The organism is Aphanothece stagnina RSMan2012, assembly GCF_046764815.1.
GTDB lineage: Bacteria > Cyanobacteriota > Cyanobacteriia > PCC-6307 > Cyanobiaceae > NIES-981.
On record NZ_JBKOUC010000023.1, the window covers coordinates 1 to 25,188 of the forward strand.

33 protein-coding genes are annotated in these 25,188 nt (G+C 61.5%); 19 read left to right on the plus strand and 14 right to left on the minus strand.

Annotated elements, in window-relative coordinates; all coding sequences use genetic code 11:
• Nucleotides 1–456: tetratricopeptide repeat protein (locus ACLNEE_RS13615; RefSeq protein ID WP_412007225.1), on the minus strand; the 456-nt coding region annotated here is incomplete at its 3' end.
• A gap of 206 nt (nt 457–662) precedes the next feature.
• On the opposite strand from ACLNEE_RS13615, the gene ACLNEE_RS13620 reads away from it, so the two are divergent.
• From ACLNEE_RS13620 to ACLNEE_RS13660, 9 genes are all read left to right on the plus strand, one after another.
• Nucleotides 663–1,946 carry a hypothetical protein gene (locus ACLNEE_RS13620; RefSeq protein WP_411423410.1) on the plus strand — a complete coding sequence of 428 codons (1,284 nt, stop codon included), beginning with the start codon at nt 663–665 and terminating at the stop codon, nt 1,944–1,946.
• Nucleotides 1,943–3,040, plus strand: a complete 1,098-nt coding sequence (locus tag ACLNEE_RS13625; RefSeq protein ID WP_411423411.1) for a hypothetical protein — start codon at nt 1,943–1,945, stop codon at nt 3,038–3,040. The genes ACLNEE_RS13620 and ACLNEE_RS13625 overlap by 4 nt, the downstream gene beginning before the upstream one ends.
• A gap of 1 nt (nt 3,041) precedes the next feature.
• The gene (locus ACLNEE_RS13630) at nt 3,042–5,180 is read left to right on the plus strand and encodes a CHAT domain-containing protein (protein ID WP_412007226.1); all 2,139 of its coding nucleotides are present in this window, start codon (nt 3,042–3,044) and stop codon (nt 5,178–5,180) included.
• Between the two features lies 1 nt (nt 5,181).
• Nucleotides 5,182–5,877, plus strand: a complete 696-nt coding sequence (locus ACLNEE_RS13635) for a hypothetical protein (RefSeq protein WP_411424719.1) — start codon at nt 5,182–5,184, stop codon at nt 5,875–5,877.
• A gap of 1,135 nt (nt 5,878–7,012) precedes the next feature.
• Nucleotides 7,013–8,050, plus strand: coding sequence for an ATP-binding domain-containing protein (locus ACLNEE_RS13640; protein WP_412007227.1), 1,038 nt, complete (start codon nt 7,013–7,015; stop codon nt 8,048–8,050).
• A gap of 10 nt (nt 8,051–8,060) precedes the next feature.
• Nucleotides 8,061–9,662, plus strand: a complete 1,602-nt coding sequence (locus tag ACLNEE_RS13645; protein ID WP_411424003.1) for a hypothetical protein — start codon at nt 8,061–8,063, stop codon at nt 9,660–9,662.
• Nucleotides 9,663–9,856: 194 nt separating this feature from the next.
• On the plus strand, nt 9,857–10,216 hold the full coding sequence (locus ACLNEE_RS13650; RefSeq protein WP_411424004.1) for a hypothetical protein: 360 nt from the start codon (nt 9,857–9,859) through the stop codon (nt 10,214–10,216).
• Between the two features lie 7 nt (nt 10,217–10,223).
• The gene (locus ACLNEE_RS13655; protein WP_411424005.1) at nt 10,224–10,796 is read left to right on the plus strand and encodes a 3'-5' exonuclease; all 573 of its coding nucleotides are present in this window, start codon (nt 10,224–10,226) and stop codon (nt 10,794–10,796) included.
• Nucleotides 10,797–10,853: 57 nt separating this feature from the next.
• Nucleotides 10,854–11,630 (plus strand): hypothetical protein, encoded by a 777-nt coding sequence (locus ACLNEE_RS13660; RefSeq protein ID WP_411424006.1) that lies wholly within the window; start codon nt 10,854–10,856, stop codon nt 11,628–11,630.
• On the opposite strand, the gene ACLNEE_RS13665 is transcribed toward ACLNEE_RS13660, so the two are convergent.
• Entirely contained in the window at nt 11,516–12,037 is a 522-nt protein-coding gene (locus tag ACLNEE_RS13665; protein WP_412007228.1) for an SDR family NAD(P)-dependent oxidoreductase, read from the minus strand. The genes ACLNEE_RS13660 and ACLNEE_RS13665 overlap by 115 nt on opposite strands.
• 366 nt (nt 12,038–12,403) lie before the next feature.
• Here ACLNEE_RS13665 and ACLNEE_RS13670 point away from each other — a divergent pair, with 366 nt between their 5' ends.
• A complete protein-coding gene (locus ACLNEE_RS13670) occupies nt 12,404–12,820 on the plus strand; it encodes a hypothetical protein (protein ID WP_411424008.1) in 417 nt (138 codons plus the stop codon).
• Nucleotides 12,821–12,968: 148 nt separating this feature from the next.
• On the opposite strand, the gene ACLNEE_RS13675 is transcribed toward ACLNEE_RS13670, so the two are convergent.
• The 4 genes from ACLNEE_RS13675 to ACLNEE_RS13690 form a co-directional block, all read right to left on the minus strand.
• A complete protein-coding gene (locus ACLNEE_RS13675; protein ID WP_411424009.1) occupies nt 12,969–13,316 on the minus strand; it encodes a hypothetical protein in 348 nt (115 codons plus the stop codon).
• Between the two features lie 192 nt (nt 13,317–13,508).
• Complete coding sequence (locus tag ACLNEE_RS13680; RefSeq protein WP_411424010.1) at nt 13,509–13,886, minus strand: hypothetical protein; 378 nt, start codon at nt 13,884–13,886, stop codon at nt 13,509–13,511.
• A gap of 108 nt (nt 13,887–13,994) precedes the next feature.
• Nucleotides 13,995–14,216, minus strand: a complete 222-nt coding sequence (locus ACLNEE_RS13685; protein WP_412007229.1) for a hypothetical protein — start codon at nt 14,214–14,216, stop codon at nt 13,995–13,997.
• A gap of 295 nt (nt 14,217–14,511) precedes the next feature.
• On the minus strand, nt 14,512–15,177 hold the full coding sequence (locus ACLNEE_RS13690) for a hypothetical protein (protein ID WP_412007230.1): 666 nt from the start codon (nt 15,175–15,177) through the stop codon (nt 14,512–14,514).
• Nucleotides 15,178–15,345: 168 nt separating this feature from the next.
• Here ACLNEE_RS13690 and ACLNEE_RS13695 point away from each other — a divergent pair, with 168 nt between their 5' ends.
• From ACLNEE_RS13695 to ACLNEE_RS13720, 6 genes are all read left to right on the plus strand, one after another.
• A complete protein-coding gene (locus tag ACLNEE_RS13695) occupies nt 15,346–15,591 on the plus strand; it encodes a GlsB/YeaQ/YmgE family stress response membrane protein (RefSeq protein ID WP_411424013.1) in 246 nt (81 codons plus the stop codon).
• A gap of 84 nt (nt 15,592–15,675) precedes the next feature.
• On the plus strand, nt 15,676–15,900 hold the full coding sequence (locus ACLNEE_RS13700) for a CsbD family protein (RefSeq protein ID WP_411424014.1): 225 nt from the start codon (nt 15,676–15,678) through the stop codon (nt 15,898–15,900).
• A gap of 22 nt (nt 15,901–15,922) precedes the next feature.
• Nucleotides 15,923–16,633, plus strand: a complete 711-nt coding sequence (locus ACLNEE_RS13705) for a lysozyme inhibitor LprI family protein (protein WP_412007231.1) — start codon at nt 15,923–15,925, stop codon at nt 16,631–16,633.
• The gene (locus tag ACLNEE_RS13710; protein ID WP_411424016.1) at nt 16,608–17,099 is read left to right on the plus strand and encodes a hypothetical protein; all 492 of its coding nucleotides are present in this window, start codon (nt 16,608–16,610) and stop codon (nt 17,097–17,099) included. The genes ACLNEE_RS13705 and ACLNEE_RS13710 overlap by 26 nt, the downstream gene beginning before the upstream one ends.
• Entirely contained in the window at nt 17,099–17,797 is a 699-nt protein-coding gene (locus ACLNEE_RS13715; protein WP_411424017.1) for a hypothetical protein, read from the plus strand. The genes ACLNEE_RS13710 and ACLNEE_RS13715 overlap by 1 nt, the downstream gene beginning before the upstream one ends.
• Nucleotides 17,798–17,821: 24 nt before the next feature.
• Nucleotides 17,822–18,223, plus strand: a complete 402-nt coding sequence (locus ACLNEE_RS13720) for a hypothetical protein (RefSeq protein WP_411424018.1) — start codon at nt 17,822–17,824, stop codon at nt 18,221–18,223.
• Nucleotides 18,224–18,458: 235 nt separating this feature from the next.
• Here ACLNEE_RS13720 and ACLNEE_RS13725 read toward each other — a convergent pair whose 3' ends face one another.
• Both ACLNEE_RS13725 and ACLNEE_RS13730 read right to left on the minus strand, forming a co-directional pair.
• On the minus strand, nt 18,459–18,587 hold the full coding sequence (locus ACLNEE_RS13725; RefSeq protein ID WP_412007232.1) for a hypothetical protein: 129 nt from the start codon (nt 18,585–18,587) through the stop codon (nt 18,459–18,461).
• A gap of 789 nt (nt 18,588–19,376) precedes the next feature.
• Nucleotides 19,377–20,180 carry a 3'-5' exonuclease gene (locus tag ACLNEE_RS13730; RefSeq protein WP_411424020.1) on the minus strand — a complete coding sequence of 268 codons (804 nt, stop codon included), beginning with the start codon at nt 20,178–20,180 and terminating at the stop codon, nt 19,377–19,379.
• Nucleotides 20,181–20,592: 412 nt separating this feature from the next.
• Between ACLNEE_RS13730 and ACLNEE_RS13735 the strand changes: the two genes are divergently transcribed.
• The 3 genes from ACLNEE_RS13735 (at nt 20,593) to ACLNEE_RS13745 (ending at nt 22,567) form a co-directional block, all read left to right on the plus strand.
• Nucleotides 20,593–21,366: a LuxR C-terminal-related transcriptional regulator gene (locus ACLNEE_RS13735; protein WP_411424021.1), complete on the plus strand. Its 774-nt coding sequence runs from the start codon at nt 20,593–20,595 to the stop codon at nt 21,364–21,366.
• Between the two features lie 160 nt (nt 21,367–21,526).
• Nucleotides 21,527–22,087: a hypothetical protein gene (locus tag ACLNEE_RS13740; RefSeq protein ID WP_411424022.1), complete on the plus strand. Its 561-nt coding sequence runs from the start codon at nt 21,527–21,529 to the stop codon at nt 22,085–22,087.
• A 216-nt stretch (nt 22,088–22,303) separates the two neighbouring features.
• On the plus strand, nt 22,304–22,567 hold the full coding sequence (locus ACLNEE_RS13745) for a hypothetical protein (protein WP_411424023.1): 264 nt from the start codon (nt 22,304–22,306) through the stop codon (nt 22,565–22,567).
• A gap of 134 nt (nt 22,568–22,701) precedes the next feature.
• Here ACLNEE_RS13745 and ACLNEE_RS13750 read toward each other — a convergent pair whose 3' ends face one another.
• The 6 genes from ACLNEE_RS13750 to ACLNEE_RS13775 are packed head-to-tail and all read right to left on the minus strand — an operon-like array spanning nt 22,702 to nt 25,131.
• Complete coding sequence (locus tag ACLNEE_RS13750) at nt 22,702–22,938, minus strand: helix-turn-helix domain-containing protein (RefSeq protein WP_411424024.1); 237 nt, start codon at nt 22,936–22,938, stop codon at nt 22,702–22,704.
• Nucleotides 22,938–23,180, minus strand: coding sequence for a hypothetical protein (locus ACLNEE_RS13755; protein ID WP_412007233.1), 243 nt, complete (start codon nt 23,178–23,180; stop codon nt 22,938–22,940). Before ACLNEE_RS13755 ends, ACLNEE_RS13750 begins: the two co-directional genes overlap by 1 nt.
• 44 nt (nt 23,181–23,224) lie before the next feature.
• Entirely contained in the window at nt 23,225–23,545 is a 321-nt protein-coding gene (locus ACLNEE_RS13760) for a hypothetical protein (RefSeq protein WP_411424026.1), read from the minus strand.
• Complete coding sequence (locus tag ACLNEE_RS13765) at nt 23,545–24,138, minus strand: hypothetical protein (RefSeq protein WP_411424027.1); 594 nt, start codon at nt 24,136–24,138, stop codon at nt 23,545–23,547. The genes ACLNEE_RS13760 and ACLNEE_RS13765 overlap by 1 nt, the downstream gene beginning before the upstream one ends.
• Complete coding sequence (locus ACLNEE_RS13770; RefSeq protein WP_411424028.1) at nt 24,131–24,376, minus strand: hypothetical protein; 246 nt, start codon at nt 24,374–24,376, stop codon at nt 24,131–24,133. Before ACLNEE_RS13770 ends, ACLNEE_RS13765 begins: the two co-directional genes overlap by 8 nt.
• Entirely contained in the window at nt 24,373–25,131 is a 759-nt protein-coding gene (locus ACLNEE_RS13775; RefSeq protein ID WP_412007234.1) for a hypothetical protein, read from the minus strand. Before ACLNEE_RS13775 ends, ACLNEE_RS13770 begins: the two co-directional genes overlap by 4 nt.
• Nucleotides 25,132–25,188 lie beyond the last annotated feature (57 nt).

A 25,188-nucleotide genomic window follows, 5' to 3' on the forward strand; every position in this document is an offset into this window, starting at 1 on the left:
GCCCAGGGCTTTCTCCCTGATCGCCAGCGCACGCTTAGTGAGCGGTTCAGCCTGGCTGAAGAGACCCTGGTTGGAGTAGAGCAAAGCCAGGTTGTTGAGACTAGTCGCAGTATCGGGGTGATCGGGGCCCAGGGCCTTTTCGTTGATCGCCAGCGCACGCTTGTAGAGCGGCTCAGCTTGGCTGTAGAGACCCTGACTCCTGTAGAGACCAGCCAGGTTGTTGAGGCTGGCCGCAGTATCCGGGTGATCGGGGCCGAATATCTTCACTGCATATTTCAACAATCGCCCCCAGATTGCTGCTGCCTCCGCATAGCTCCCTTTGGCTTTCAGCTCCCCGGCCTGGTCGATAAGGGCCTTGACATCCCCATCGCTCAACGCGTCAGCTGCGTTGATGGTGCTGGGCGCTGGCTGCTCAGGCTTGTTGTCCTGAGCCATCGCGACCAGCGGGATCGGCAACTGCAGGGCTCCCGCAAGCACAACCGCAGCCCCACTCCGCCTCAGAGTTCGGCGCTGGAGCCTGGTGGGGAACCATTGGGCCATCTCAACACTGCGCTGCAGTCGTCTTCACCCTAGAAATCAACGCTTCAGGCGCACGTCCCCCGGACAGGGGATGCTTTCGATCCCGTTTCCTTGTCAACCTGGCGGACAAGGGAACGACGAGCGTGATCAGCAGCTACCGCCAGCTCAGAGGCCTCCTGGCAACCACGTCCGGGCCTGAGTCCGTCACGATCGGCAATCTCCACGCTCCCGCCGCCACGGCCGCTGCAGCCGCTGAGCGCCATCACCTCGCCGAACCCTGCGCCCAGAGTGACCGGTTGCTGCTGGCCGCCTGCCAGGACAACGACGACGGTGCCTTCCTTTGCCTCCGCTGCCACGTGAGCCATCCGCTCGAGCAGAAGATCCGCGGCCTGCACCGCCAGTTCGGCAGCCATTACGGGCTGGATCTGATCGAACTGGCCGGCTACGCCCTCGACGATGACGGCCGCCCGCTCGACTACCTCCAGCTGCCCGATCAACCCAAGGCGGCCACGGCTCCCTTCACGGCGGAGGTGATCTGCAGCTACGACCCCAGCCGTGGCGCCGGGCTGCCCCACTGGGCCCGCACCAAACTCCAGGCCAGCAACGACCTCAAGGCCCACCTCCTGGAGCACGGCCTGCTGATGATCTCCGACTGGGCCTTGCTGGCAGACTCCAGTGCCCGTCGCATCCGCCAGGCCTGGGACGTGTTCGGTTCAGGGGCCCTGACTGCCGATCAGGCCCAGGCCCTGCATGCCGCCTACTGCGACCACTACCGCACAGCCAAGGCAGAGCACCGCCTCAGGAACGGGCGCAGTTCCGGCTGGCAGCCCAACGCCGACTTTCTTCGGCGGATCGCCCCTGAGCAGCCCGCGGCTACCACCTGGAGCCAGCTGGAGGCCATGGCCAACACCGTGCGGCTGGTGCTTACCCAGCAGTGGCAGCGCAACGGCTGGCCCGAGGCTGGCGACCAGCCGCTCGAGGTGGCCGATCCAGCCAGCCTCGACGAGGTGTTCGAGGACGACGGTGCCTCCCCTGCCGATCAGTTGGCCCTGATCAGCACCGCTCTCGATCGCGCTTTGACTGCCGTGATGCCGGCCGTGCTGGCCCCGGCCGCCAGCGATCCTCAGCTGCATTGCCTCTGGCAGGGCTTTGGCGAGGGGCTTACCAACACCCCCTTATCCGAACGCTGTGGATGCTCCCGCGGCACCGTGAGCAAGAAGCTGCGGCCCGAGCAGCACGCCACCGCCATCGCCCGCCAGGCCGCCGGCGAACTGCTGCGCCAGCCGGCGTTCTCCGCCCTGAGCGGCTCTGTGGAGGATGTCGAACGCATGGTGGAAGCGCTGCGGAATCACCTGCTCAACCCGGAACGAGAAGGTGACATCCCCCCCCTGCGCCGCTGGGTGCACCAGCATCTGCCCGTGCCATGACCGCCTTCTCCCCAGCCCCCCCCGTGCCCATCGAGCCGCTCGAGGCCTTTCCCCTTCCGCCCGGCGCCATCGTGCTGCCGACCCAGCTCTGGGAGCAGGCGCAGGAGGATGGTGAACGGCAGCTGCGGCGGCTGGCGCTGGCGGCGCTGCGGCAGGCCATGGCCGAGCGCCAGCTCCATCTGCCCCTCGGCCCTGAAACCGACCCCACCGATCCCTCCCGCCTGCTGGCGCTCAACCGCTTCGCCGTGCAGCTGGCCGTCACCGGCCTGCTCAGCGACGAGGTGGCCGTGCCGGCAGCGCCCTGGCGTGACGCCGCCACGGCTCCCCAGCTGCTGCTGGTGGCCGCCATCGATCCGGAGAACGGCGTCGTGCACGTTCCCGGCGTGCTCACCGCCAGCGAATTCATCGCCACCGTGGGGTCTGGCGATCCCCAGGCGGAGCGGTTGGTGCTGCCCGTCGCCGCGTTCCGCAGCGGCATCGAGCGGCTGTTCACCCTCACCGCCCTGCTCGATCCAGCCGCCCTTCCCCGCCAGGCCCTGCGTCCGCAGCCCGCCGGCCCCGCCATGCGCGTGCGCGACTGGCTGGAGGGCCTGCTGCCGCCCGCACTGGGGGATCTGGGCGCCGAGCTGGTGCCCGTCACCGCCGGTGCGTTCCGGCAATCCGGGTTCCTGGCTGCTGATGGTGTGATGGGGGGCCTTGCCAAGGCTGATTCCCGCTGGCCCAGTGCTCTGGCGGTGCTCTCGATCCCCCTGGGCCTCACCGGCGATGGCGCGCTGGTCTGTGGAGAGGCCTCCCAGCGCTGCATCGAGCGCTTCCGTCTGCTGCTGATCCCGATCAGCATGCCTGCCGCGGGGCGGGAGCCCACCCCCGATTGGCTCAGGCTGCAGCTGGTGGGTGAGCTGGAGGGGGATCTGCTGCCCGATGGTCTGCTGCTCAGCGCCAGCCAGGGCAGCAGGCGCTCCAGCGTCAGCTCCGCCAATTCCTCCCAGCTCGAGCTGGAGCTGCCCGCATCCCCGGATCTGATCGAGGTCACCCTCACGCCACCGGACGGCGCACCCCTGGTGCTGCCGCCCCTGCAGCTGCCGGGCGGGTGAGATGGCCAGCATCGACCTCACCCTCCAGCCCGCCCCGGCCCCGGATCAGCTGACGGCCTTTCTGAACAGCCCCGCCGGCAACGCGGCCTTCACCGTGACGGTCCCACCGGATCTGGCCCGCCTGCACCAGCTCTGGCTGCGGCGGTTCATGGCCCATCACGATCCGGCTCCGCCGGCGCTGCCGGCAGCGGTGCTGCAGAACTACGGCGACCAGCTGGGGGCTGCCATGACCGCCTGGCTGCAGCAGAGCGACTGGGAGCCGTTGCGCCGCCTGCTGGCCCACTTGCCGGCCATGCCGCTGCGCCTGCGCTGCCAGGCCACCCCCGCCCTGATCGAGCGTCTGCCCTGGGAGGTGCTGGAGCTGGAGCTGGAGCGGCCGATCTGGCGTGTCGCTGACTCCGGCCACTTCCCCAGCGATGCACACGCCCGGCGTGGTGTGCGCTCTCCCCGCCTGCTGCTGCTGGTGGGCCGCGAGGAGGGGCTCGATCTGGAAGCCGACATCGCCGAGCTGCAGCGTCTCGATCGCCAGGGCCGCATCGCCCTGCACACCCTGCGCGGGTCGGACTCCTGCCTCAGCCGCCTGCGCGCCGCACTCGGCGACAAGCGCGGCTGGGACGTGCTGGTGTTCCTGGGCCATTCCGCCGGTGATCCCCAGGGCGGCGGCCGTCTGCAGCTCGGCGATGGCCACTGGCTCGGCGGCAGCGCCCTGGCCCAGGAGTTCCAGCAGGCCAAGGGCCACGGCCTCTCGCTGGTGCTGCTCAACAGCTGCTCGGGTCTGGACCTGGCCCACTGCTGCACCGCCGCCGGCATCCCCTGGGCCCTCTGCTTCCGCGAGGCCGTTCCCACCACCGCCGCCTCCCTGGCCTTTTCGCAGCTGCTGGGGGCGATGGAGCGCGGCCGCAGCTTCCCCGCCGCCCTGCAGCACACCCGCCAGGCCCTGCAGGAGAGCGGTCCGGCCGGCTGTCACCTGCTGCTCAGCGGCATGTGCGCCGGAGGTGCTCCTGAGCTGCATCTGCCCCTCAGTGCCCGCCGCCGCTTCCGCCTGCGGCTCGCCAGCAGCACGCGCCGCCAGGCCATCGCCGCCGCGGCGCTGCTGGCAGCGGCCGCCGCCGCTGAGCTGCTGCCGGCCAATCCCCTCAGCACCTATCTGCTCGATCGCCGCCTCCATGTGCAGCGCCTCTGGCGGGGGGCCACCGGCCAGCCCGGCCCCCTCAGGCCCTCCCTGCCGGTGCTGTTGCTGGATGAGCGCCGCGTCTACAAGGAGCTGCAGGTGGAGGCCACCCCGGGGCGGGTGTCCCGCGCCGCCCTGGCGGAGGTGCTGCGGCGCACACCGCCAGGGGCCGTGCCGGTGGTGGGGCTGGATGTGGTGCTCGACGAGCCCGCTCCCCACACCACCGAGCTGGCCGCCGTGATCCACCGCCAGCGGCGGCGGCAGGTGCTGGCCGGCTGGCTGGGAGCCGGCGCCGGGGCCAGAGCGGCCGGGGTGCGCTCCCAGCCCCTGGAGGCACTGCGGCAGGCGGGGTTGCAGGCCCGCGATCTGGGCGTCGGCACCCCCGCCGGCCGGGCCGATCGCCAGCCGTTGCCCCTGCAGCTGCTCTGGGAGGTGAACAGCCGCAACTTCGCCTCGGCCGTGAGCGCTGCACCCCAGGTGCGCATGCCGCCCGAGGCGGTGATCGACTGGTCGATCGAGTGGACACCGCTGGTTCGGCCCATCGGCGTGGACGAGCTGGGCGAGCTGCGGGCCCCGGCGCTGGTGGTGGGCACCGACGGCACGATCGATCGCGACCAGAGCGATCTGTTCACGGCCCCCGCCGCGATCCGCCCCGCCCTGGCCGTCTGGGGCGGCCCCAGCGACGTGATCCCCGGCGCTCTGGTGCAGGCGGTGCTGGCCCAGAGCCTGGCGTTGCGCCACTGGCTCACACCGATCACGCTCAGCGGCTGCACGGCCCTGGCCGCGGGGCTGGGGGTGCTGCTCGCCGCCGCGCTGCCGGAGCGGCGGCATCGTGGGGTGGCTCTGGGCGCGGCAACCCTGCTCACCCTTCCCCTCAGCCTGCAGCTGGCCACCACCCGTCTCGTGCTGGTGCCGATCGTGCTGCCCCTGGCTGCCCTCTCCGCCACTTCCCTGCTGCGCCGCCACTGAGATGCCCAGCCGTCATCCCGTCGTCCATCCCGCTGCCCTGGCCACCAGCACCGCCCTGGCCCTGCTGATGGCCCTCAGCCTGGCCGGCAGCCCTGGCGCCGCCCTGGCCGACAGCCAGCCCACGCTGCTGCAGCAGCTGCGCGAGCTGATCGGCTACAACCCGCGCCAGGCGGTGGGCGGCAGCCGCAGCGGCAGCGCCGCCAGCGTGTGTCTGATCACGCCGCGCTTTGCTGATCGGGCCGATGGCGTGCCCCAGGCTGTGGTGGCCCTGCCCAGCCCCACCCTGCTGGCGGCAGGAGCCCTGAACGAGGTGCGGCTCCAGCAGAACGGGCGCATCCTCTGGCAGCGGCGCACCTCCTCCAGCGAACCGATCGAGGGCCCCATCGCCTGGCCCCTGCCGCCCCTGCGCCCCGGGGAGACGATGCTGCTGCGCCTGCGGCCCCGGGGTGCGGCCGGCTCCGACTTCGCCGACATCCAGCTGGTGGCGGCCGGCGAGGCCGAGCAGCAACGGGCCCTCTCCCTGCTGGGCGATCCAACCTCCCGGCTGGAGGTGATCGAACGCGAGGCCCGCGCCGGCAACACCGCCCTGGCCTCCGAGCTGCTCTTCTCGCCGTTGGAGCAGCCCCCTGAGGGGCTCACCGAGCTCCAGCAGCTGCTGATCACCCAGGCCTGCGGAATCACCCCAGCGGGGCCCTAACGAGAGGAGGGCAGAGTTTCACCGCTCTGTCGATGATCGACAGCCTCTTTCACATCACCCATCTCAACAACGTGCCCGGCATCCTCAGTGAGCTAGCAATGCATAGACCACCTTAGTGAAGATGTGGCGCGCAAAATACCGACGAAGCACGGCACCATCGCATCTAGGCGATTTCGAAGCTCCTTTCGCTTCCCTAGGCGCGCATCCTTACAGCGCTCAGTTCCACATCACCCTTCTCAGGGGAATTTCTTAATCCGCTGAAATTCGACATGGACTCAGGGGACTTCTTCATGCCATGCCGCAACTCATCTAGGCGAGCGAGGCCAAGATCAATTGGCAGATAGGCCGTCCGCAGAATAACCGAACCTAATTAGCGATCTCTTCTGACATCAGGCTTAACACCAAAATACAAACAGACGTTAGCCATAGCCCGCTACATCTCTAGGGTCGGGTATCCACGATATAACCTTGGTGTGCCAAAGGCTGGTAATCGCAGAACCCCGATGACCACCAAGCGTTCCAAGGCCGTACCTAGGGCGATCGAGATGGGCGATTTAAGCTAAGACTCAGGGATAAGGGCGCCAAAGCAATTTTCGCAAGCATGTAGCGAGAAGCAAGCTAAGCATTCCAGCCTTGATCTCATGACTGAACGTGTCTGCCAAGAGAAATAAGGGCACAACGACACCTTCAAGCAATCAAACCCCCATCAATAAGCAGCTACGGTGCGACTCAATGATTCTTCCGCATGGCAGGCAATACACAAGGAATGCGTCCTCCCATTCCGCAAGTCTTAAGACTTGCCCCCCCCCCAATCACAGCCTTATAGGCTCCGTGGAAGCATCTAAGACTTTTTATCAAGATACTCCCTGCACTTAGCATTCTTCTTGGTGATATGACCAAGCCAATGCTTCACGCCAACAAAGACTCATCGTCCAAGCACTGACCGGCGATCACCAGTCCTCTACGTAGTTATCGGAGAATCCAGCTTCACGGAGCATTAGTGCTAGCACAGTCATCCAGGGGATAAACGGAGGCAACGGCAGCATCAATTGTGAAGTCTTCTATCTGCATTTGCACAAATACTTGTACCAGCAGTAAAAAACATTATGGCCAGCATCCAAAGACGGCATTAATCATGGCAAAAGAAGCATGGTATATAAATGAATCTGAATTAGATGATTATCAGGTTCAGATAATTCGACGTAGTCTTACTAGCTCTTTTATCGTTAAAGGATGCGCTGGCAGCGGGAAGACTGTCTTAGCATTATGGAGGGCAAAAGAGCTTTCTGAACAAGGAGTCTCTAGCTATTTAGTAATTGTGTTTACCAAAGCTCTAAAGCAGTTCATTCAAGATGGTATCCATGCAATCGGCGTGGACGAGTCAAAAGTCATGTACCACTGGGAGTGGCTGCATAATGGCCGACCATCTGCTGACTACATCATTATCGACGAAGTTCAAGACTTTAGTCGGGAAGAGCTACAGCAACTGCGGGATTCGGCCCGAAAGCATTTAATTCTATTCGGTGACTCGGCCCAACAGGTCTATGCCGAGATGAAAGATGATCTGATGACTATGGAGGAAATACAGGTCATGACAGGAATTCCCATGGAGAATCTAGTAAAAAATCATAGACTTCCCAAGAAGATTGCTAAATTCGCAGAGGAACTCAGTTCAGGGGTAGACCCTCTTGCGCAAAGATGCTACAAGGAAGGTCCGTCAAAGCCAATCATAATGAAATGCGGCTCCTTATTAGAGCAAATTGAAGCGATCAGGCAAATAGTTCAATCTCAACGCTACACAGATGTGGGGATACTTTTTGCCTCTAACATTGATGTGCAATTTGCAAAGGATGCATGCACAAAGATGGGATGGAAGGTTGAAGCCAAGATTGGCTATGGGAGGGACTCAATGGAACTGAATTTCACCACCACAAATCCAAAACTTATGACTTATCATAGCAGCAAGGGATTGCAATTTGAGGCGGTTTTTATTCCTAATTGCCATAATTACGAAGATTATCTTCGAAATCCCCTATACGTTGCAGCAACTAGGACCTATAGATATCTATATTTGATGTATACAGGAGAAATGGCTTCGGTTTTTAGAAACATTCCCCCTAGTCTTGTCGAGAAGATTAGTTACAACAAGAAGGTTCCACAGGCTCCATTCTGAGAGCGATCCAATGAAACTATTTATACCCTCAAATTCCAACAACTTATCTATTATTGCCTCTACACTTTCGATTGCTCCTTGTGGCGTTTACAAAACCCAAATTTTTGGTTATCGCCGGTCAAGCATGACAAGACTATCTCCTTTGGAGAATGTCTTGATTGCATTATCTGAGCATGCACCACCTTCATTCCATCGACATCCTTTTGACAACGATGATGAAGGAGGATACCCGATGTACATAGAAATAGATAGTTCGCTACTTCCCCAGTTCGTTCCAGCTGATGAGCAGAACAATGTCTTTTATACCCATCAGACCGTTTATTTACTAGATGGCTTTAGGTTGCATTTTCGCAATATTACGGAACAGACTGAATCACAAGCCAAGCTTTTAAAGACGATTGAGGCCAAGTATTATACTCTGGTCAAAGAAAGGTCTGTATTTGGCGACATAGGCCTGTCGGACTCGCCTTTAATAAACCAATCTTTTGAGTTAAATCATAGCAGTTCAGTCCACGATGCCTTCGTTCTCGATAAAGCCTTTGGGGCATCGCTATGTGGAGCTTTAGCCATTCTTCTATCCAATGAACTAGACATATCTATACCCATGCAGAAAATTATAAATATGATACCCCTTGTATTAGACCGCAGTAGCGATGGAACTAGATCTGCAGCTACTGAGGCACTTGAGGAACTAGATCATGCCATTAAGCTATATGAGAAAGACCACTCACCAAATCAGGAAATATCTAAAAGATATGGCATAGATCTTCGGTGTTTGCAAACGAATCCGAAGAATTGCGAGGCTATCGATTTGGGAGCCATGCTCCTCCCTTATTGCTTGAAGGAAGGCACAGATCAACCCTTCTTATTTAGGCTCTATCGTCTCAGAGAACTTCTCGTAAACCATTCGTCGGGTAATCAGACAAAGACTGATTCCAAGGATTTAAAAAGCTTAGGAGCACGCTTATTTGCCAGCTACGATGATGACCGATTAGCCAAGCTGTCCTCAGCCAAGCTCGAGAAAAATCATATATTATTCTATGACTGCAGCAAACAAAAGTTAGTCTATAAACTACATAGAAATAGGATGTCTCCAACCGATAAATCTATGCTCGATGTAATTTGCCACTATCTTATCTTCAAATCAAGTACGCCATTCCGGAACCCAGATGCATTCTGGCCAACGAGAAGTTCGGTGCTTGAATCAATTGTTAATGAACTGAAGGAATCCAGCCTGGTTTCAGACCATCAAACAAGCTTGGGTTTCCTTCGATCAATATATCTAGGATTGGATGATCCATTATTCTCTCTGGGTGGCTTGCCCACGCCTGGCATTGTCATGGTGTCTTTAGCGGTTCTTGTTCTCTATGGCCGAAACATCTCATCATTCATCACGAGTTGCAAGGAGTTTTGCGATGGAGATATTCTGCCTGGGCTAATTCTTTGGGGTTCAACATACGGGGCTACGAGTTTTCCCAAGACCGTTGCCGCACCCCTGTGCGAGAACCCCAGTAGCCTTAATACATTAATTAAAAGCTACAAGGAAGCTTATGCGCACCATCTTAGAGGGCGGTCAGACAATGATTTACAGTTAGATTTAATTGACACATAAATAGAACACCTAATGCTTGCATTGTATCGCACTTTATGGCCATTTGCATACATATATTTAGCAACTATCCTTCACTGGCCTGGCTCTAGGCGAACGCTGAGGCCGGTCCTTTCCTTTGCGACTCAGCGTTGCGCTTCTGAATCACGTCCCTTAGCCCAGAACGAGGGGAGGGTGTTCCGCAGAGGTCCCCACCCATGAACCAGCTCACCCTCGATCGTCTTGCTGGTAACGACCCGCGGCTCCAGGACACACCGGAGTTCGTGCTGATCGGCGCTAGGAACGATCCGAGCCACGCCGAGCGGCGCTGCCAGCAACGCGGCATCTCCCTCACCAAGATCCGCATCGCCCTCGCCTACGGCCGCCATGACCACCACCACGGCTGGGAGCGCTGGACCCTGGTGTCCCGCCGGCTGCGCCGCACCCCCTACGCGCGCTTCGAGCACGACCTGAACGGCCTGCAGCTGGTCGGCCGGCAGATCGACACCGCTGATGAAGGGAGCGCCGTGGTGCAGATCAAGACCTGCAAGTGGAGCTACCACCTGCGCCGCCACTGAGCCCGTCATGCTGCTGTTCTTCGATACGGAAACCACCGGGCTGCCCCGCAGCCGCCACGCACCCGCCAGCGATCTGGCCAACTGGCCCCGCATCGTGCAGATCGCCTGGCTGCTGACTGATCACCAGGGTCACCGAAAGCAGACGGTCGAGGCGATCATCCGGCCCGATGGTTTCGCCATCCCCGCCGATGCCGCCCGCGTGCATGGCATCACCACCGCCCGCGCCATGGCCGAGGGCCAGCCTCTCCCCGATGTGCTGCAGCGCCTCCTGGCCGATCTGCGCCGGGCAGACACCCTCATCGCCCACAACCTGGCCTTCGATGAGAAGGTGCTCGGTGCCGAGCTGCTGCGCTGCGGCCTGCCCAATCCCCTGCCCTCCCTCAGCCGCAACTGCACCATGGAGGCCTCCACCGAGCTGTGCCAGCTGCCCGGCTCCTTCGGCCCCAAGTGGCCCAGCCTCGAGGAGCTGCATCAGCACCTGTTCGGCAGCGGTATCGACGGTGCCCACCACGCCCTGGTGGACGTGGAGGCCACAGCACGCTGTTTCTTCGAGTTGCGGCGCCGCGGCGTGATCGCCTGAATCACCCACCAGCGCCCGGAACGAGGGGAAGGGGCGATCCTTCCCACACGCACCACCATGCCCACTCTCCAGTCCACCACGGCGTTCGTCACGATCGACTGCCCCACCGCCCTGAAGCGCGGCCACCGCAGCCTCCAGGGCACGCATCAGCCCGAGGCCGGCGATGTGATCCATCTCGCCTCCGGCATGGATCTGCTGGTCACGGCCCGCTACCCCCATGCCATCCACACCAACTCCCTCTACGTCTTCACGCTCACCAGCCCGCTCACATCGGCCTGGCATGGCGTCGTGGCCGGCTTCATCGGGGAGAAGTATCTGTTTGACAGCTGCCGGATGCTCGCTCCCGCGTTGGGCAACCAGTACCTCTCCCTTCAGGAATCCTGCCGGGACTATGTGCAGTGCTGGAAGGCCCTCAGCGATGATGAGCGCCAGATGTATCTCTACGGAGCCACCGCCGCCGTCTCCGGCGTTGGTGCAGTGGTGAGTGGCGCGGCCTTCGTGGCTGATCTCGCCGTCGGCGGGTTCCCCATCGTCCAGGGCCTCACCTGTCTGGCCAGCGGTGCCCTCTGCGCCCACAGCCTCGGTGAGATGAGCCAGGCCGCACAGCGGGGTGCCGCACGGGCCAGAGAGCTGCAGGGCCACATGCAGTGGATGACCACCATGCTGCTGGCCAATGGCTATGCCCCCGACACCGTGCTCGTGGGGCCCACCGTGAACTCCTACTGCTCGGTTGTGGCAGCTGGCTTCGAGCGGGTGCAGGCGTATTCCCGCCGCACCATCCGCTCCATCTCGATGAGCACCGCCAGCATCCCTGGCGCGGCCCTGGCGGCCTGAGTCCCGCTGCTCCAACCCCCAGGGGTCCAAGCCCCGATCTCGGAACCCATTTGTGCGCCGCTCTCCAGGCTGCGTGGCGTCAGAGTCACCGTGGCACCGGCCTCGCCGAGCCTCATGGCAACGCCCCGGCCGATGCCCAGGCTGGCGCCCGTCACCAGTGCCACCGTGCCCCCAGATCGCTCTGCATGGCTCTCTGCCTCACCGGGCCGGTTCAGTGTGGCCAGTGGAGCCCAGGCCAGTGGGGGTAACCATCGCGGCACCGTGCAGCCCACTGCACATTCTCCGCCTTCGGGTTGGGCTGCCGGCCCTGCAGACGGCGGCCCAGGACCGATGTCAACCTCCACGGTGACTTTGCGAGCTTCCAGCCCTCGCAGCGCCGCACTGGTGCATCGTGCCAAGGACGCCACCCAACTTCGCCGTGTTCCAGGGCCACCCCGTCTCCTGCCACTCTTCCCCGCTCACCCCTGTCGCATCCACGGCCACCATCACCCACTGGTTCTGATCCATCTGCCGGCCAAAGAGTTGATCTCCAGATGGAGCCACCACCACCGCTGGGTGCCTCGGTGTCGGCCATCACCCGCTGTGCATGGATCCGAAGGCTGGCAGTGATCTGGGGAGCCCTCGCTTTCGGGGCGGGATTCTCGCCGGCAGCCCACGATCGTGTCCACTGGGGTCGTGCCGTCCCATAACATCGCCCCGATTGCCAGGGTGGGTAGGACGCCCGTAACGGAGCAGTGCCAAGCACCCGCCACAAGTACCAACCTCCGCCATGGGTGGCTGAGCATCTGACCGCCGACGCCTACAACGAATGGCTCCGAGGCAAGGCCCAGGGGATCGTGCGTCGCGATTCGGAGAGAGGCGGCACGTACTCCGTGAGCGCCGCCAAGGCCGCCATCCATGCCGCGATCGTCGCCTGCGAGGGGGTGGACTACTGGACCGGAGAGCAGCTGGACTGGAGCCTGCTCGGGAACTACAACAGTGAAGAGTCAGGACGCCGGGGCGCCAGCTACAAGCGCGCTCGGGCGATGCAGCCGACCATTGACCACCGTGAAAGCCTCCCTGAACTCGACTTCGTGATCTGCGCCTGGCGTACAAACGACGCCAAGCACGACATGACGCACGAGGAGCTGCTGGAGTTCTGCCGCCGCGTACTCGCCCACGCAGGAGTGATGGATGTCCGCCGACAATGAAGTTGGCCGGCGCATTGCATCAACCTGATTGACACGGGACACTCGATGGCCAATGGAGTGGCGCCGAGCTTCTCGAGGCCGGGCTCATCGCGGGGAACCGTGAGCAGCCGGAGCTATCGGACAGGCATTGAGACAAGTTGACCAACCGTTATCCAAAGACGGCATAGCCCTCTCCGAATACTCGACTGACACTCGCCAGGAGCAGAAGTGCACCAACTAAGCACGAGAGGGAAACAAGTAATAAGTCCAAACGCAGAAATCTCTGGCCAAAAGAAATTATTTGGATATTGACTGGCATCGCCGAAAAAAAGCGAGAAAAGCTGACCGCACGAAGATACAAAAGCCAGCCAAGGCAGATAAACAAAACCCCCATAGCAAGATTGGGAGTCCAGTTGCGGGGACTTAAGGCAATGCTGCCAATCGCCACGACCCCAGTGCCAACCCAGAAAGCCGCGCCAACAGCAGCCAGGTATTGATGATAACGAATCAGCGGCATAGTGCCCCGAGGAAGTTGGACTGGAGTAGTAGTGGCTACTTAATCCAATTAGCAGCCTTGCGAATCCCTTCGGCAACAAGGAAGGTGCAGCCGGCCTTGATCACGGAAACTCCACTGTTCTGAATCTAGGCTTTGCCTTGGGCCATGGACCTAGCCCAGCCCAGCACGCAGCAGGTCGCTGAAGCGTTGATTTCACTTGTAGGGGGTTGTATCCCAGTACACGAAGATTGACTCCTTGGCCAGCCGGTAGATGTGGATGTTGCCATTGTCAGCAAGCTCACGCATCGCGGGCTTGCCATTGGCATCGAGATAGGCATTGGGCTGATCGGCTTGGGGCGTGAGCTCAATGCGCTGGCCATTGTTGAGCTGGATGCTCACAAAACCCTGCCGCTGCGAAAAGGTGCACAAGCCCGAGGAAGTTGCCTTATCCTCACCCTTTGGAAAGACATCACAACGTGCTTTGACCGTGTCAGCCAGCGCTGGAACTCCAGACAAAAGCCCTCCAGCACTGAGAAAGGCCATACTCAGAACAGGTACAAAGTAACGGCCAATCCTTGCAAGATTTTGCATGGGCTGCCTCCTGAAGATGCGGGGTGAACTGTTCAATCAGACTGTAGGCCTCGGTTAGGGCGTGAGCAAGCCGCCCGAGTGGTTGAAGAGGACTCTCAGGGGCTGTGTTCACCGCAACCCGCTGCGCAGCATCACCACCATGCCCCAGAGTCCAAGGCCGGTGAGCAGAGGAGCGATCAGCAGCAGATCCACCCGGATGTTGGCCTCAGGCGTGATCGCCTGAACAAGGAACTCCCAGCAGGCGAAAGTAACCCAGGACAACGTATTGGCAATCAGGGGCCACCGGCTGCGGCCCAGGGCCCAGGCCGCCAGACCCCACAGCAGGGCCACAAGCAGGATGAGAAGTGGCTGCCCAATCAACAGGGACAGTGGTGCCGCCATCTCACCTGCCTTGACAGTGACGATGTCCTACACGGCTGGCTCGCCTGGGCTGGTCGGGCGGCACGCATTGAGAAGACAGTGAAAACCACTTCGAGAACTGACGGCTGCAAGGATGATCGATCGCCACAGCCAGACTCTGAATGATGGAAATCGCCGTCTTTGCAGTACAGGCTTGCTACCAAGATGTCGACTCAGCCATGCTTCTCCTCTCACTTCAGAGAGGAGAAGTCCTGATTTATTTTTTCTATTGACGGCAATCTCTCTTGGGTGACTTCACGATCGATACCACCCGGCCGTCGCCGACGGTAACCGACATGCAGGCCTTTGTGCCGGCATTCCACCACAGGGCCGATGAGCCAAGATTGCCGGAAAATTGATAGCCACGAGATTTCAGCTCGGACTCCGCTGAGGATCCCCTCACGCCAATCAGATCGCTCAGCTCAGCAACGGGGTGATCCTTCTTGCCGCAATCTGCCGATGGCGACTTCATAATCGATACCACCCGGCCCTCATCCACTGTAATGGAAGCGCAGGTTTTTGTCCTGCGATTCCACCACAAAGCAGACGAGCCGAGATTGCCGGTAAATTGATAGCCACGAGATTGGACTTCAGTTTCAGCAGAAGAACCCCGTGCTCCGATCAGATCTGTAAGGTCCGGCACGGTGCTTTGGGCGTGAGCCACAGAGGAAAGTCCGCAAAGTGCGGCAATGGCCAGAACAGAGGAGAAGCTGGCTGCTTTCATGAACACCTTTTTACAAGGTAAGCTTAGGTATTCAGAATTTATCTCGGATAGGCTCAGCGTCAATAGAGAATCCGAGGACTGATCGAAAACTTCACTCTTTGTCGGGTTAAGGTTCTTCAGTGCAATGCCCTGCCTCTGGTGTTCGCCTTGTCTTGAGAACCCGGCCACCTTACCCCTCGATACAGTCTGTATCGGCGTGACCCGTATCGGCGCGACCCGCTGCACGGCTGACGCAGAGAGTTCGCTTGTAAAGGCTTATTCCAGGAAGGCCGCAAGCGAGCAAATGCCGCATACCCTACCGTCGCGATGTCATCACCCAGTCGCTGAGGTTTGCCCATGAACGTTCTGTGGTTTCTCCTCGTCGGCGTGATCGCCGGCTGGCTGGCGGGTGTGCTCGTCAAGGGCGGTGGCTTCGGGCTGATCGGTGATCTGGTGGTGGGCATCATCGGTGCCCTGATCGGCGGTCTGCTCTTCGGTGGCCTTGCCGGTGCCGCTGGTGGGGGTGTGTTGGGCAGCATCCTGGTGGCCACCCTCGGCGCCGTGATCCTGCTGGTGGTGCTGCGGGTGATCAAGCGGGCCTGATCGGATCCGGCTGGCTACGGTCGTGAAAGGGGCTCCCTCGATCGCCAGCCCGGTGCCCCTCCACCGTCCCCACGCCGAACGACCATGAGCCTGGAAGACAAGATCAGGGCCTCCGCCAAGGACACCGAGGGCAAGCTCCAGGCCGCCGCCGGAGAGCTCACTGGTGACCAGACCATGAAGGCGGAAGGCGAAGCCAAGCAGCTGCAGGCAAAGGTGATGGGGGCTGCCGGCGACCTCAAGGACAAGGTTCAGGGTGCTGCCGGTGCGATCGGTGATGCCATCCAGGGACTTGGCGGGAAGGCCGACTAACCCATCCCTCATGGTCCGGTCGGTGGGAGCGGTTGATCCGGTCCAGTTCCTGCCGGCCGCACTGTTGGCGGCCGTCTTCGTCTGGTACATACGCGCCGCGGCAGTGCCTCCACCGCCGGAGCAGAGCGCCGCGAACTGTGCCGCTCCCTCCTACGCCAGTGACCAACTGGTGTGTGCCGATCCGGCTCTGCTGGCACTCGATCGCAGGATGGCGCGGCTGCTGGCTGCCGCCGGCTCGGCAGCACAGGCTTCGCAGCTGCACTGGTTTGAACCCCAGCAGGTGTGGTTCCGCAGGAGGAGCCGCTGTGCCTTCTCGGAGCGCCAGGCCGCCTGCCTGAGGGCCGCCTACAGCGAGCGGATCGCACTCCTCTCCGCACTGGATGGCCCGGCGGCTGGCCAGGGTCGCCCGGCACTCACGGCGATCTGCACCAACGCTCCCTGGGGCAACGGGCCGGTGCGCCTCTACGGCAGCCACGCGAGCCCGCTCACCATCGAGGACAGCCGCGGCAGGGCGCTCGTGGTGGCAGCTCCCTCCAGCCTCGGGATGACTGGAGGCCCTTTCTTCACATCGTCAGGAAAAACGAGGGGATCCGGCTGGAACCTCTCGAGGGCAGCGCGATTCGCTGCCGGTTCCTTCACGATCAGCGCCCAGGAGAGATGGCCCCGCCTGGGCATCCTCCACAGTGAATGGCCATGGCACCCTCCCAATGGCTTCCGCCGCAGACTTCAATGAAGCCCTGCGAAAGCAGGGCCTGCCCCCTGCCTACCGCTTCGAGGCCGAGGTACACCAGGCGCAGCTGGCACTGCCTGGCAGCCTCGATGCCCTGGAGGCCTTCCGTCGCAGCCTGCCGGCCCTGTTCGAGCCCTGCCGGATCGATCCGAACCGCGAAGGATTCGCCGCCATGGTGACCTCCCAACCCGAGAGCTTCGGGCTCACCGCCAGCGCCAGCGGTGATCAGATTCACGCGGTGATCCTGCAGGGCCTGGCGGCCGATCCCGATCTGGCCTTCCACCTGCTGCCCGCGGGCGAGGAACCTCAGGCGGCCGAGGGCATGCGGCTCTTCCCGCCGGAACAGGGCGAAACAGTGGAGGACTACTGGATCTGGACCGTGCGCTGCCCCGCATTCTTCCCCGGGCCCGCCTGGCTGCTGCAGCGCCGCGACGGACAGGAGCCTCCGTACACCTACGGCACTCTGTGATGGTCGGCGCCCTGCCCTTGCTGCCCCTGGCGGCCGGCATCGCAATGGCGGCTCCAACTCTGCAGGCCGAGCCACTCGCCAGCGCCAGCCCAACAGTGGTGCAATCGGTGCCGCCCGAGCCCCGATCCAACCCCGACCTCGAGGCGGCTCTGCGAGAAGTTCTTTTCCCGGTACGCATCGACGACGGCCAGGGTCATGGCCCTGATCCCGGCAGCGCCGAGGGCGAGTGGGTGAAGGGCAACAAGATCAAGGCCGAATGTGAGCGTCTGCCGGCTCATCGCTACATCTGGGACCAGGTGGATCTCAACGGCGATGGCAGGCCCGAGGTGGTGGCCCAGGTGCTGGGACCGATGGTCTGCGGCACCGGCGGCTGCCCGCTGCTGATCTTTCGCGAGCCCAGCCCAGGCCGCCTGCAGCTCATCACCCAGATCAGCCTGTTCAAGGATCCCCTGATCGTGACCGAGCGACGCCACAACCGCTGGAAGGACCTGATCACCCGGGTGCGGGTGGACGCCGGCACCGGCTACTACGCGGAGCTGCGCTACGACGGTCGCACCTATCCCACCAATCCCAGCGTGCCGCCGGCCATCCCCCTGCACCGGCCGGAAGCGGGCACCGCCTACCTGGAGTGGAACGACAAGGATCCCCGCGCCCACCGGCTGCCCTGCGAGGACCCACCCCAGAAACCGGGGCCCTGAGCACGGACGCCGGGAGTCAGATCCATGGTCCAGCCGTCACCGATCGCCATGCGCCCCGCGCGGCTCACCGTGATGCTGTGCGCCGGCTCGGCCTTGCTCACCCTCGTGCTCGCCCTCACCAGCGTTCCCAGCTGGCGGGGGAGTGACATCCCCTTCCTGCTGTTAGCCGTGAGTCCCTACCTGGCGCTGGCGGCGCTGGCCGCAAGACTGGGGCGTTCACGGCGGTGGGCCTGGAGTCTGTTGAGCTTCAGCGTGGCGCTCTCCCTCGCCGGAATGGGGTGCTTCGTGGTGGACAGCTGGATGTTCCACACCGTGGCCGAGTACCGGATGGTGCAGCGCTTCACCGTCATCGTGGTGCCGCTGCTGCAGTTGGCAGTCGTCGCCCCCATCGCGCTGATCACCCTGGTGAGGTGCCAAGGTCTGTAAACGTCACCCACGTAGGTTGCTCTGGGGTTGCTCATTCTCACCAACAGGGATCACAAGCCTGACGTCGCTTCTGCCTTCAGGACTGGATGGCCTCCCCACGGGTGAGCTCGCACCACTTGGCTGCGCCCCCTTGGTTGGCAGATCAAAAAAGCCCATCAACCGTGACATGGTGAGTGACTACCTGTGACTCGGCTGCCCTCTGAGATGGCAACAGAGGGTCCCTAGGTCCCGGGGCTCAGATCTCCGAAGCGGTGCAGCCGCGGGTGCCCTGCAGCTTACGGGCCAGGGCTAAGGCCTTCTCGACGGTGATCATTCGCAGCTTCCTGACGGGCTTGCCGCGGAAGCCGAGGTGCTCGATGGCCAATGGAGTGGCGCCGAGCTTCTGGAGGCCGGGCTGATAGCGGTGTGAGGTGGTCTGGTATTTCTGGACAGGCTTCCTCGTTAACCTCTGAGGCTGGGCACTGCCCTTGAGAGGAGGGCTCCCACCCATCAGCAACAGCCGTCATACAGTCCAGAGCTCAAGGACAGGATTAACAATCCTCACCCGGCTCGGTGACAGTGACCGTACGCATGCCTTATTTCTGGCAAAACGTACGAATCAATTGGTGCTGGCTTGATGGACTCTCGGAGGCATGATGCAGCCGACACGCGCACCCACTGGGGGGAGCACAAGCGACCGCAACCTTTCAGCCTTCCTGAGATCTGCTGGGATCAACTGATAGCCCATGCTGCTGCCGCGGGCATGAACCGCAGCGACTGCATCGGGCTGAGCCGAAATGCTCAATTGAGATCAAGCTCCTCCTGAAGTGCAAAGAGTGCGTCATAGAGAGGTATCAGCCTGGCCAAGAGCTCTTCCTGCTGCTCGGCGGAGCAACCTCTTCTTGCCGCCTGTACAGCAAGTGGTCGGATCTGAGTCTGGAGCTGAGTAATACGTTCGTGATAGGGCAGCATGACGGAGAGGATAACTAATAATCAACTTAAGTATTGTCAGTTACCCATCATCGAAGGCCCAGGAATACCCTCCTCAAAAAGCGGGGGAGCGGAGTCAGATCTTCTTGCACTTGGCGACACTCAATAGCAGGTCGTTGATGAAACCTTCGCACTTCACCCTGGGCACAGTTCGCTACTAAAGCTTGAAGACCAAAAAGGTCATTCAGAACGATTCTCCGGTACGCATTGGCGATAGACCTCCATCGCGGATGGCGGCAAGCACGATATTGGCACAAGCTTCAGCATCAGACAGGGCATCATGGTGCTTCAGGCTTAGGTTAAGCCGCTCACAGACATTCGGCAGCTTTGTTGGACGGATGTCCCAAGTCTTCCGGGCAAGCTGGACCGTGCAGAGGTATGGGTGCGGCGGAGCCATTATATTCGCCTTATGACAACAAGCCTGCAACACACTTTTGTCAAAGGTTGCATTGTGAGCTGCGATGAATTGAGCTCCATCGAGGCATTGCTCTAGCTGCGGCCATAGTTCGCCAAAGGGAAGAGCATTAGCGACCTGGGACCACCCAATCCCATGGATGCGAGTGAAAACGAATGTTTTGCGAGGCGGGCGAATCAGGTGGTACTCACGATGAACAATCGAGCCCTCCTCGACTCGCACGAGTGCAATCGAACAGGCACTGTCCCTCCCGTGATCAGCAGTCTCAAAATCGAGTGCTACAAAACACTGCTTGCTAACTCCAGCATCGCCCAGCATTGGCGACATGGAAATGCCATGAAGAGGCCTAATGCAAGCACGAGGGTCATTTACAGCTCTTTCCACACTATTGACCTCCTGCCCTTCCAGGACTATTCTTTCTGCTTCATTTTGGGCCAATGCTTTATCGGCCTTCATCAGGAAGGTTCTTTCGTCAGGCTCAATGGCAATGCTGCCCCATCGCCGGCGATATTCCCACAGCTCCTCGTAGAGAGCAATGGCTTCATCCGGCCAGCCCAGGCCCTTGAGTTCCATGCTTCGACATGCCATGTCCATGAGAGGTTCGGCTCGTTTTGTGTGGCAATGATCGCTGTAGTTGCTCGCCATAGGACAATAAACTATTTACCTTCCGGCCCTCTCCTTGGAATTCCAGGCGCTGTTGAAATATCAGACAACTCATTTAGCTGCCATATGACTGACATGAAATTGTGGACTTAACGATGGGGGAGAATCAATTTCCAACTGGTCGATTTGCACACGCTCATTCTTTATCGCGCTGGCAGGCAATGCATCCCCCAAGTGGGGGATTTGCTTGAAGATGAGACCACCTACGGGTGTTCTCGCCGTGGCAAGGGTGCTCCATCCTATGGACTCAGAAGACTGCTGGGTTGCCAATTGTTCTCAAGGATGGCATGGCTAGGTATGCTCATGCGAGGCGCCCCCACGTATGGATCTGACCCACCTCCTGCAAAAGATTCCGGCACTTCTGGAGGAGTACCGCACGCTCCTGGAGGGAAAAACAATCGTGGCGTGCCTCGGCAATACGAGGTGGTTAGGTGCCTTCATCTGCATCAACCCGATCACCGAGCATGTGGTAGGTGCCTCAACCACCGAGGACGAGGGGTATCAGCACGTGCTGCAGCACCAGCCGGACTTCCTGCTGGTGAGCGAGACCCTGCACGAAGGAGCGGGAGTGTCTCTGGTGCGGCGTGCCGAACGGCTCAGGCCAGAGACAAGGACAATCCTGATCACGAACCGTGAATCCACAGCCGTGATCGGCGAAGCCCTGGAGGCAGGCTGCGATGCGATCTGCTTTGAGACAGAGGACTTCACGCCTGTTTTCCGGATCGTCGCCGGTGGTGGCGTCTACTACCCGAAGGAGGCCGCCGACGTCCTGCGCCAGCAACGCCGTCGCAGTGAGGAAGCAGCCACGATCGAGCAGCTTACCGATCGGGAGGTCGAGGTGCTCACAGGAGTGATGCTTGGGCTCTCGAACCGCAACATCGCTGAACGCCTTTATGTCTCCCCGGAAACGGTGAAGACCCATGTCGGCAATGTGATCAGCAAGCTGCAAGCGCGCGACCGCACCCATGCCGCCGTCCTGGGCATCGCACTGGGGATCGTCTCCTTGGAAGCGGCACTGAACACTGGCCCTGCCTTCAGTCTCTGGGGCAATCCCTCGTCTTCAGGAGCCCTCAGAAAGGCCCTAAATTCTGGCTAATAAGGCTCGCCGGCTCTCGGGATGGGGGCAATCAGAGGGTTGGGAAGGTGCCGATGCAGGCCATTGCAGCACAAGTTCCCCCGACTGGGGGAAGCCGAAGTAGCCCCGCCGTGAGGATGGTGAAGAGGTCGAGGGAGCGATCCCTAGAGCCTCTACAACAATGACCTACCTCACTTCACGTGGAATTGACCACGTTCAAGCCCGGCTTCTCAAGCAGCATGGTGTCTTGATAGAACCAATACCAACCATTGATCAAATGGTGGCAGAGTTTCTTCGCCAGCATGATGTTCACGTTCTTCCGCCGGCTTGCAACAGGACTGGTGACGCCTTGGCTGGAGCCTTTTTTGGTGCAGCTGGACCTGCGGCTGCATTTGGCGGAGCACACCTGAGAAACCAGGAAAAGATCGCGGCATTACAGGAATGGACAAGCTGGAAGCAGTGGGCTCTATCCCATGCCGAATGGCCTGACTTCAAGCATGAGATTACCCGCCGCTATGAAGACAACAAAGCAAAAATGGAAGACCTGCTAGCCAACCCCAGGTTCATACAAGAGTATAAAGAAGCGAAAGCATGCAGCGACAAATCAAATAAGGAGACCAACCAGAAGTTGGTTCTTATTCTTGCCATTGTCATTCCTAGTCTGCTTGGACTAGCAGTATTGCCGGACTTCCTCTCCCGGTTTACCCAGTCAGAAACTCCGGCCATCCAAAGGGAGTACTGATCCAACTTTGTTTGTCGGGCCGGTCTGAATACAACACTCGTGATGGGGAATAAGGACGCCGCGATTCGTTTCTGAGGTGGCGCATCGACTGGTATCGGAGGCCCGACAAGACTTCCTAACAGCACCAACCTCAACACTTGAGCGGCTGCCTGATGCCGGCAGCTATCGCGTTGAGGGGTTAGCCAACGGCAACGAACTCGGAGCTATTGACCACCAGTGATTGATGATAGCCAGATCAAGCTTGAGCAAGTCCTCAATGGCATGAATCAACACCAAGCCATTGCACCTAATGGCTATATGAAGGGGCAAGGCATGCACTCTGTATTCTTCGAGAATATTCAGGTGCTTGAGTCGCCGACCATCCATCATCTGATCCAACTGGATAGCGATCGCCGAAACGTGATGGGTTTCTTCCGCCTCGGCAGCCCACGGAAGCTGTGGGCCGTGAGCACTTCCGCTGGTGAGGCAGGGGCAGCTTGAGCCCTTCCTGGCGCTGGATTCGGTACCTCCGCCTGTGATTGACAATTTGCCCACAGACACCGGTGGAGCTACTCAGCCGTTGGCTGGAGGGGGGCCGCAAGGCCGACGACTAACAGACAGAGTGCCGCTGAGGACTACAGGCGCAGGTGTCTGCGGCTCCAGCCAGTGATGGTGGCCTCCACGTTCTCAAGGTGCCACTGCAGCGGGCCCCGGCCTTGGGTGCACCCCCAGCGGCGGTAGTGCTTCCCCGGGGTGAGTACACCCCGCAGCCGCAGCTGGCGCAGGGTTTCACGGCTCATCCCCAGCACCTCGCAGGCTGTGGCGGTGCTGACCCAGGCCCGCTGGCGGGATGTCGTTGTTGGGGTGTCCATCAGCCTCCTGCCACCGGAGCCCGACAGCGCTTGAGGGTGTCGATCAACCAGGAGCGGTGGTAGCTCTTGACCTGGCGGGGAGCACCATCGATGTTTTGCTGGCAGCGGTAGGACTCGCGGTAGTCAGACCACCGGTTCTTGTTCGCCTTGCACATCGCTGGGGCAGTGACGTCGCCATTGGTGAAGCGCCGTGAGGTCGGTGTCCCGTTCCAGGAACGGGAGACGAAGGAGAGGTGATCCATCAGGACGAAGGGCGTTGGTGGGCCGGGGCAGCTCGTTGTTCTGCTCATCGATCTGGAGGAGGTGTCACGACGAAGGGAGCCCCACCGGCGGCAGTGCCGGCATCGGAGCGGAGGACGTTGGTGGCTGTGGCCGGGGGCAGCCGCGGCGGGACAAGCCCGGCGATCACCAGCAGCAGGGTGCTCAGCTGGAACACCAGAACCAGCAGCAGCAGCCGGTGGATGTACCGCAGGCTGCTCACCGTGACGGTGGTGGTGGGCCGGCGGGTGCGGCAGAAGGCCGGCAGCTGGGATTTGCCCCTCTGGGGCCTGCCTCCTTGGGGCCGGCCGCCGCCTACGCCGCCGCGGACGCTGTGGAGGTGGGCCATCAGAACGGTGCCTCCTCGTCGACCTCGGCGGCCCAGCCGCTGGAGCCGGTGCCGGCGGGAGCACTGACCGTGGAGTAGCCATCCAGCTCATCGAAGCCGGCGGTGGGATCCACCTGTTCGTAGGGCACGAACTCGACCACCTGGACGGCCCTGGGCTGGAAGGTCATGCCGCAGCCGTTCTCGCCGTCCCAGTCGTAGATGTCGAAGGCGACGATCACCTGCGAGCCGTTGCCGATGGCGGCCCCATCCCAGGGCTGCCTTTTCGCGTCGACGATGCGGGGTCCTTCCGAGAGGGAGCCGTCGCGCCGCTGGAACTGGGGGATTTTGAAGCGCACCACTGTGAGCTCGCTGGGCTTGTCCTTGTCGGCCTTCCAGGGGAAGCCCTTCTCCGCCCGGCGCTTACGGCTGCCATGCAGGGCGATGAACTGATCCTCCATCGCCAGCAGGAAGGCCTGGGCCTTCTCGTCACCGTTGGGGAGCAGCAAGTCGGCCGTCCAGGCCTTGGGTTTGCTCTTGTCGAGCTGATGCCTGGGGGTGATCAGGTGGGCCCAGCGCACTTCAGCGAGGGGCGTGCGGAAAATGTCTTTAGCCATGGGATGAATCGGTGGAAATCTGGTGTTGATCGAAGGGGGGAAGGGGCGGCAGGTCAAAGCGCTCGCGCAGCAGGTGATGCACCGCTCCGCTGGCGGAGAGGTTGCGGGCCTCCATCAGCTCGCGGATGCGCAGGTAGACGTCGGTGCGCACCTGGGTCTGGATGAAGTGGCGGCCGGCCAGTGAGCGCGGCTGCTCGCCGTAGCGACGGGGCGGCCTGGGGCGATGGCTGCTGCTCATGGGGCCGGCGGCGAGGGAACCCTCTCCAGCGCCTGGTCCTGGCATTCCTCGATGAAGCGCTCAAGGAAGTCGCCGTGCTGGCGCAGGGTGATGCGATCACCGATCGAGCGGGCACTGCGCGGCACCTGGAAGTGCTCCCGGAACGCATGGGTCAACTCCCGGCGGGAGGCCTGCGGCAGATCCAGCACGCGGCGGTGGTAGCCGCTGATCTCCTCGGGCGTCAGGGGAACCAGGGCCGGATCGCTGTCTGCATCGGGGGTGCCAGCACTGCTGGCCTGGGGCTGAGAGAGAGCCTGGCTCTGCTGGTCTGGTGCTTCCGCTTCACCATCGGGCTCCGGCCGATCCGCAGGCAACTGCGGATCTTCAGGGTTAGCCGCTTGAAGCCGATCTGCAATAGGACAGGACTCTGCAGCCCTAGCCATTTCTGACACAGGAATGCCCAGCAGCATGGCCAGCATCAAGCCGGTCATGTCCGCCAGCTCGCCGGGTTCGTCAGCCCAGGCCTCGCTGCTGAGCTCAGCGCCGGCGGCATGCCTCACCGTGACCTGCAGCCTGGGCCGGCCGTGCTGCTCGCCCAGTTGGGCGAACCAGCCGATGCCCTGGCGAAAAGCAGGGCGGGCTGCCTCCGCGACGGCGCCCAGATCGCAGGAGGAGATGGCGGACACCTCGGCCTGAAAGCAGGCCAGGGCGTGGGTGAGTTGTTGCTCGGGGGTGGCGTCGGCCAGGACGGCCGGCGGCGCCTCAATGCCGGCCACTGGAGACCTGGGGGGTGGAGCCATGACGGATCGAATCGGGCGGTTGCCCGCTGATCC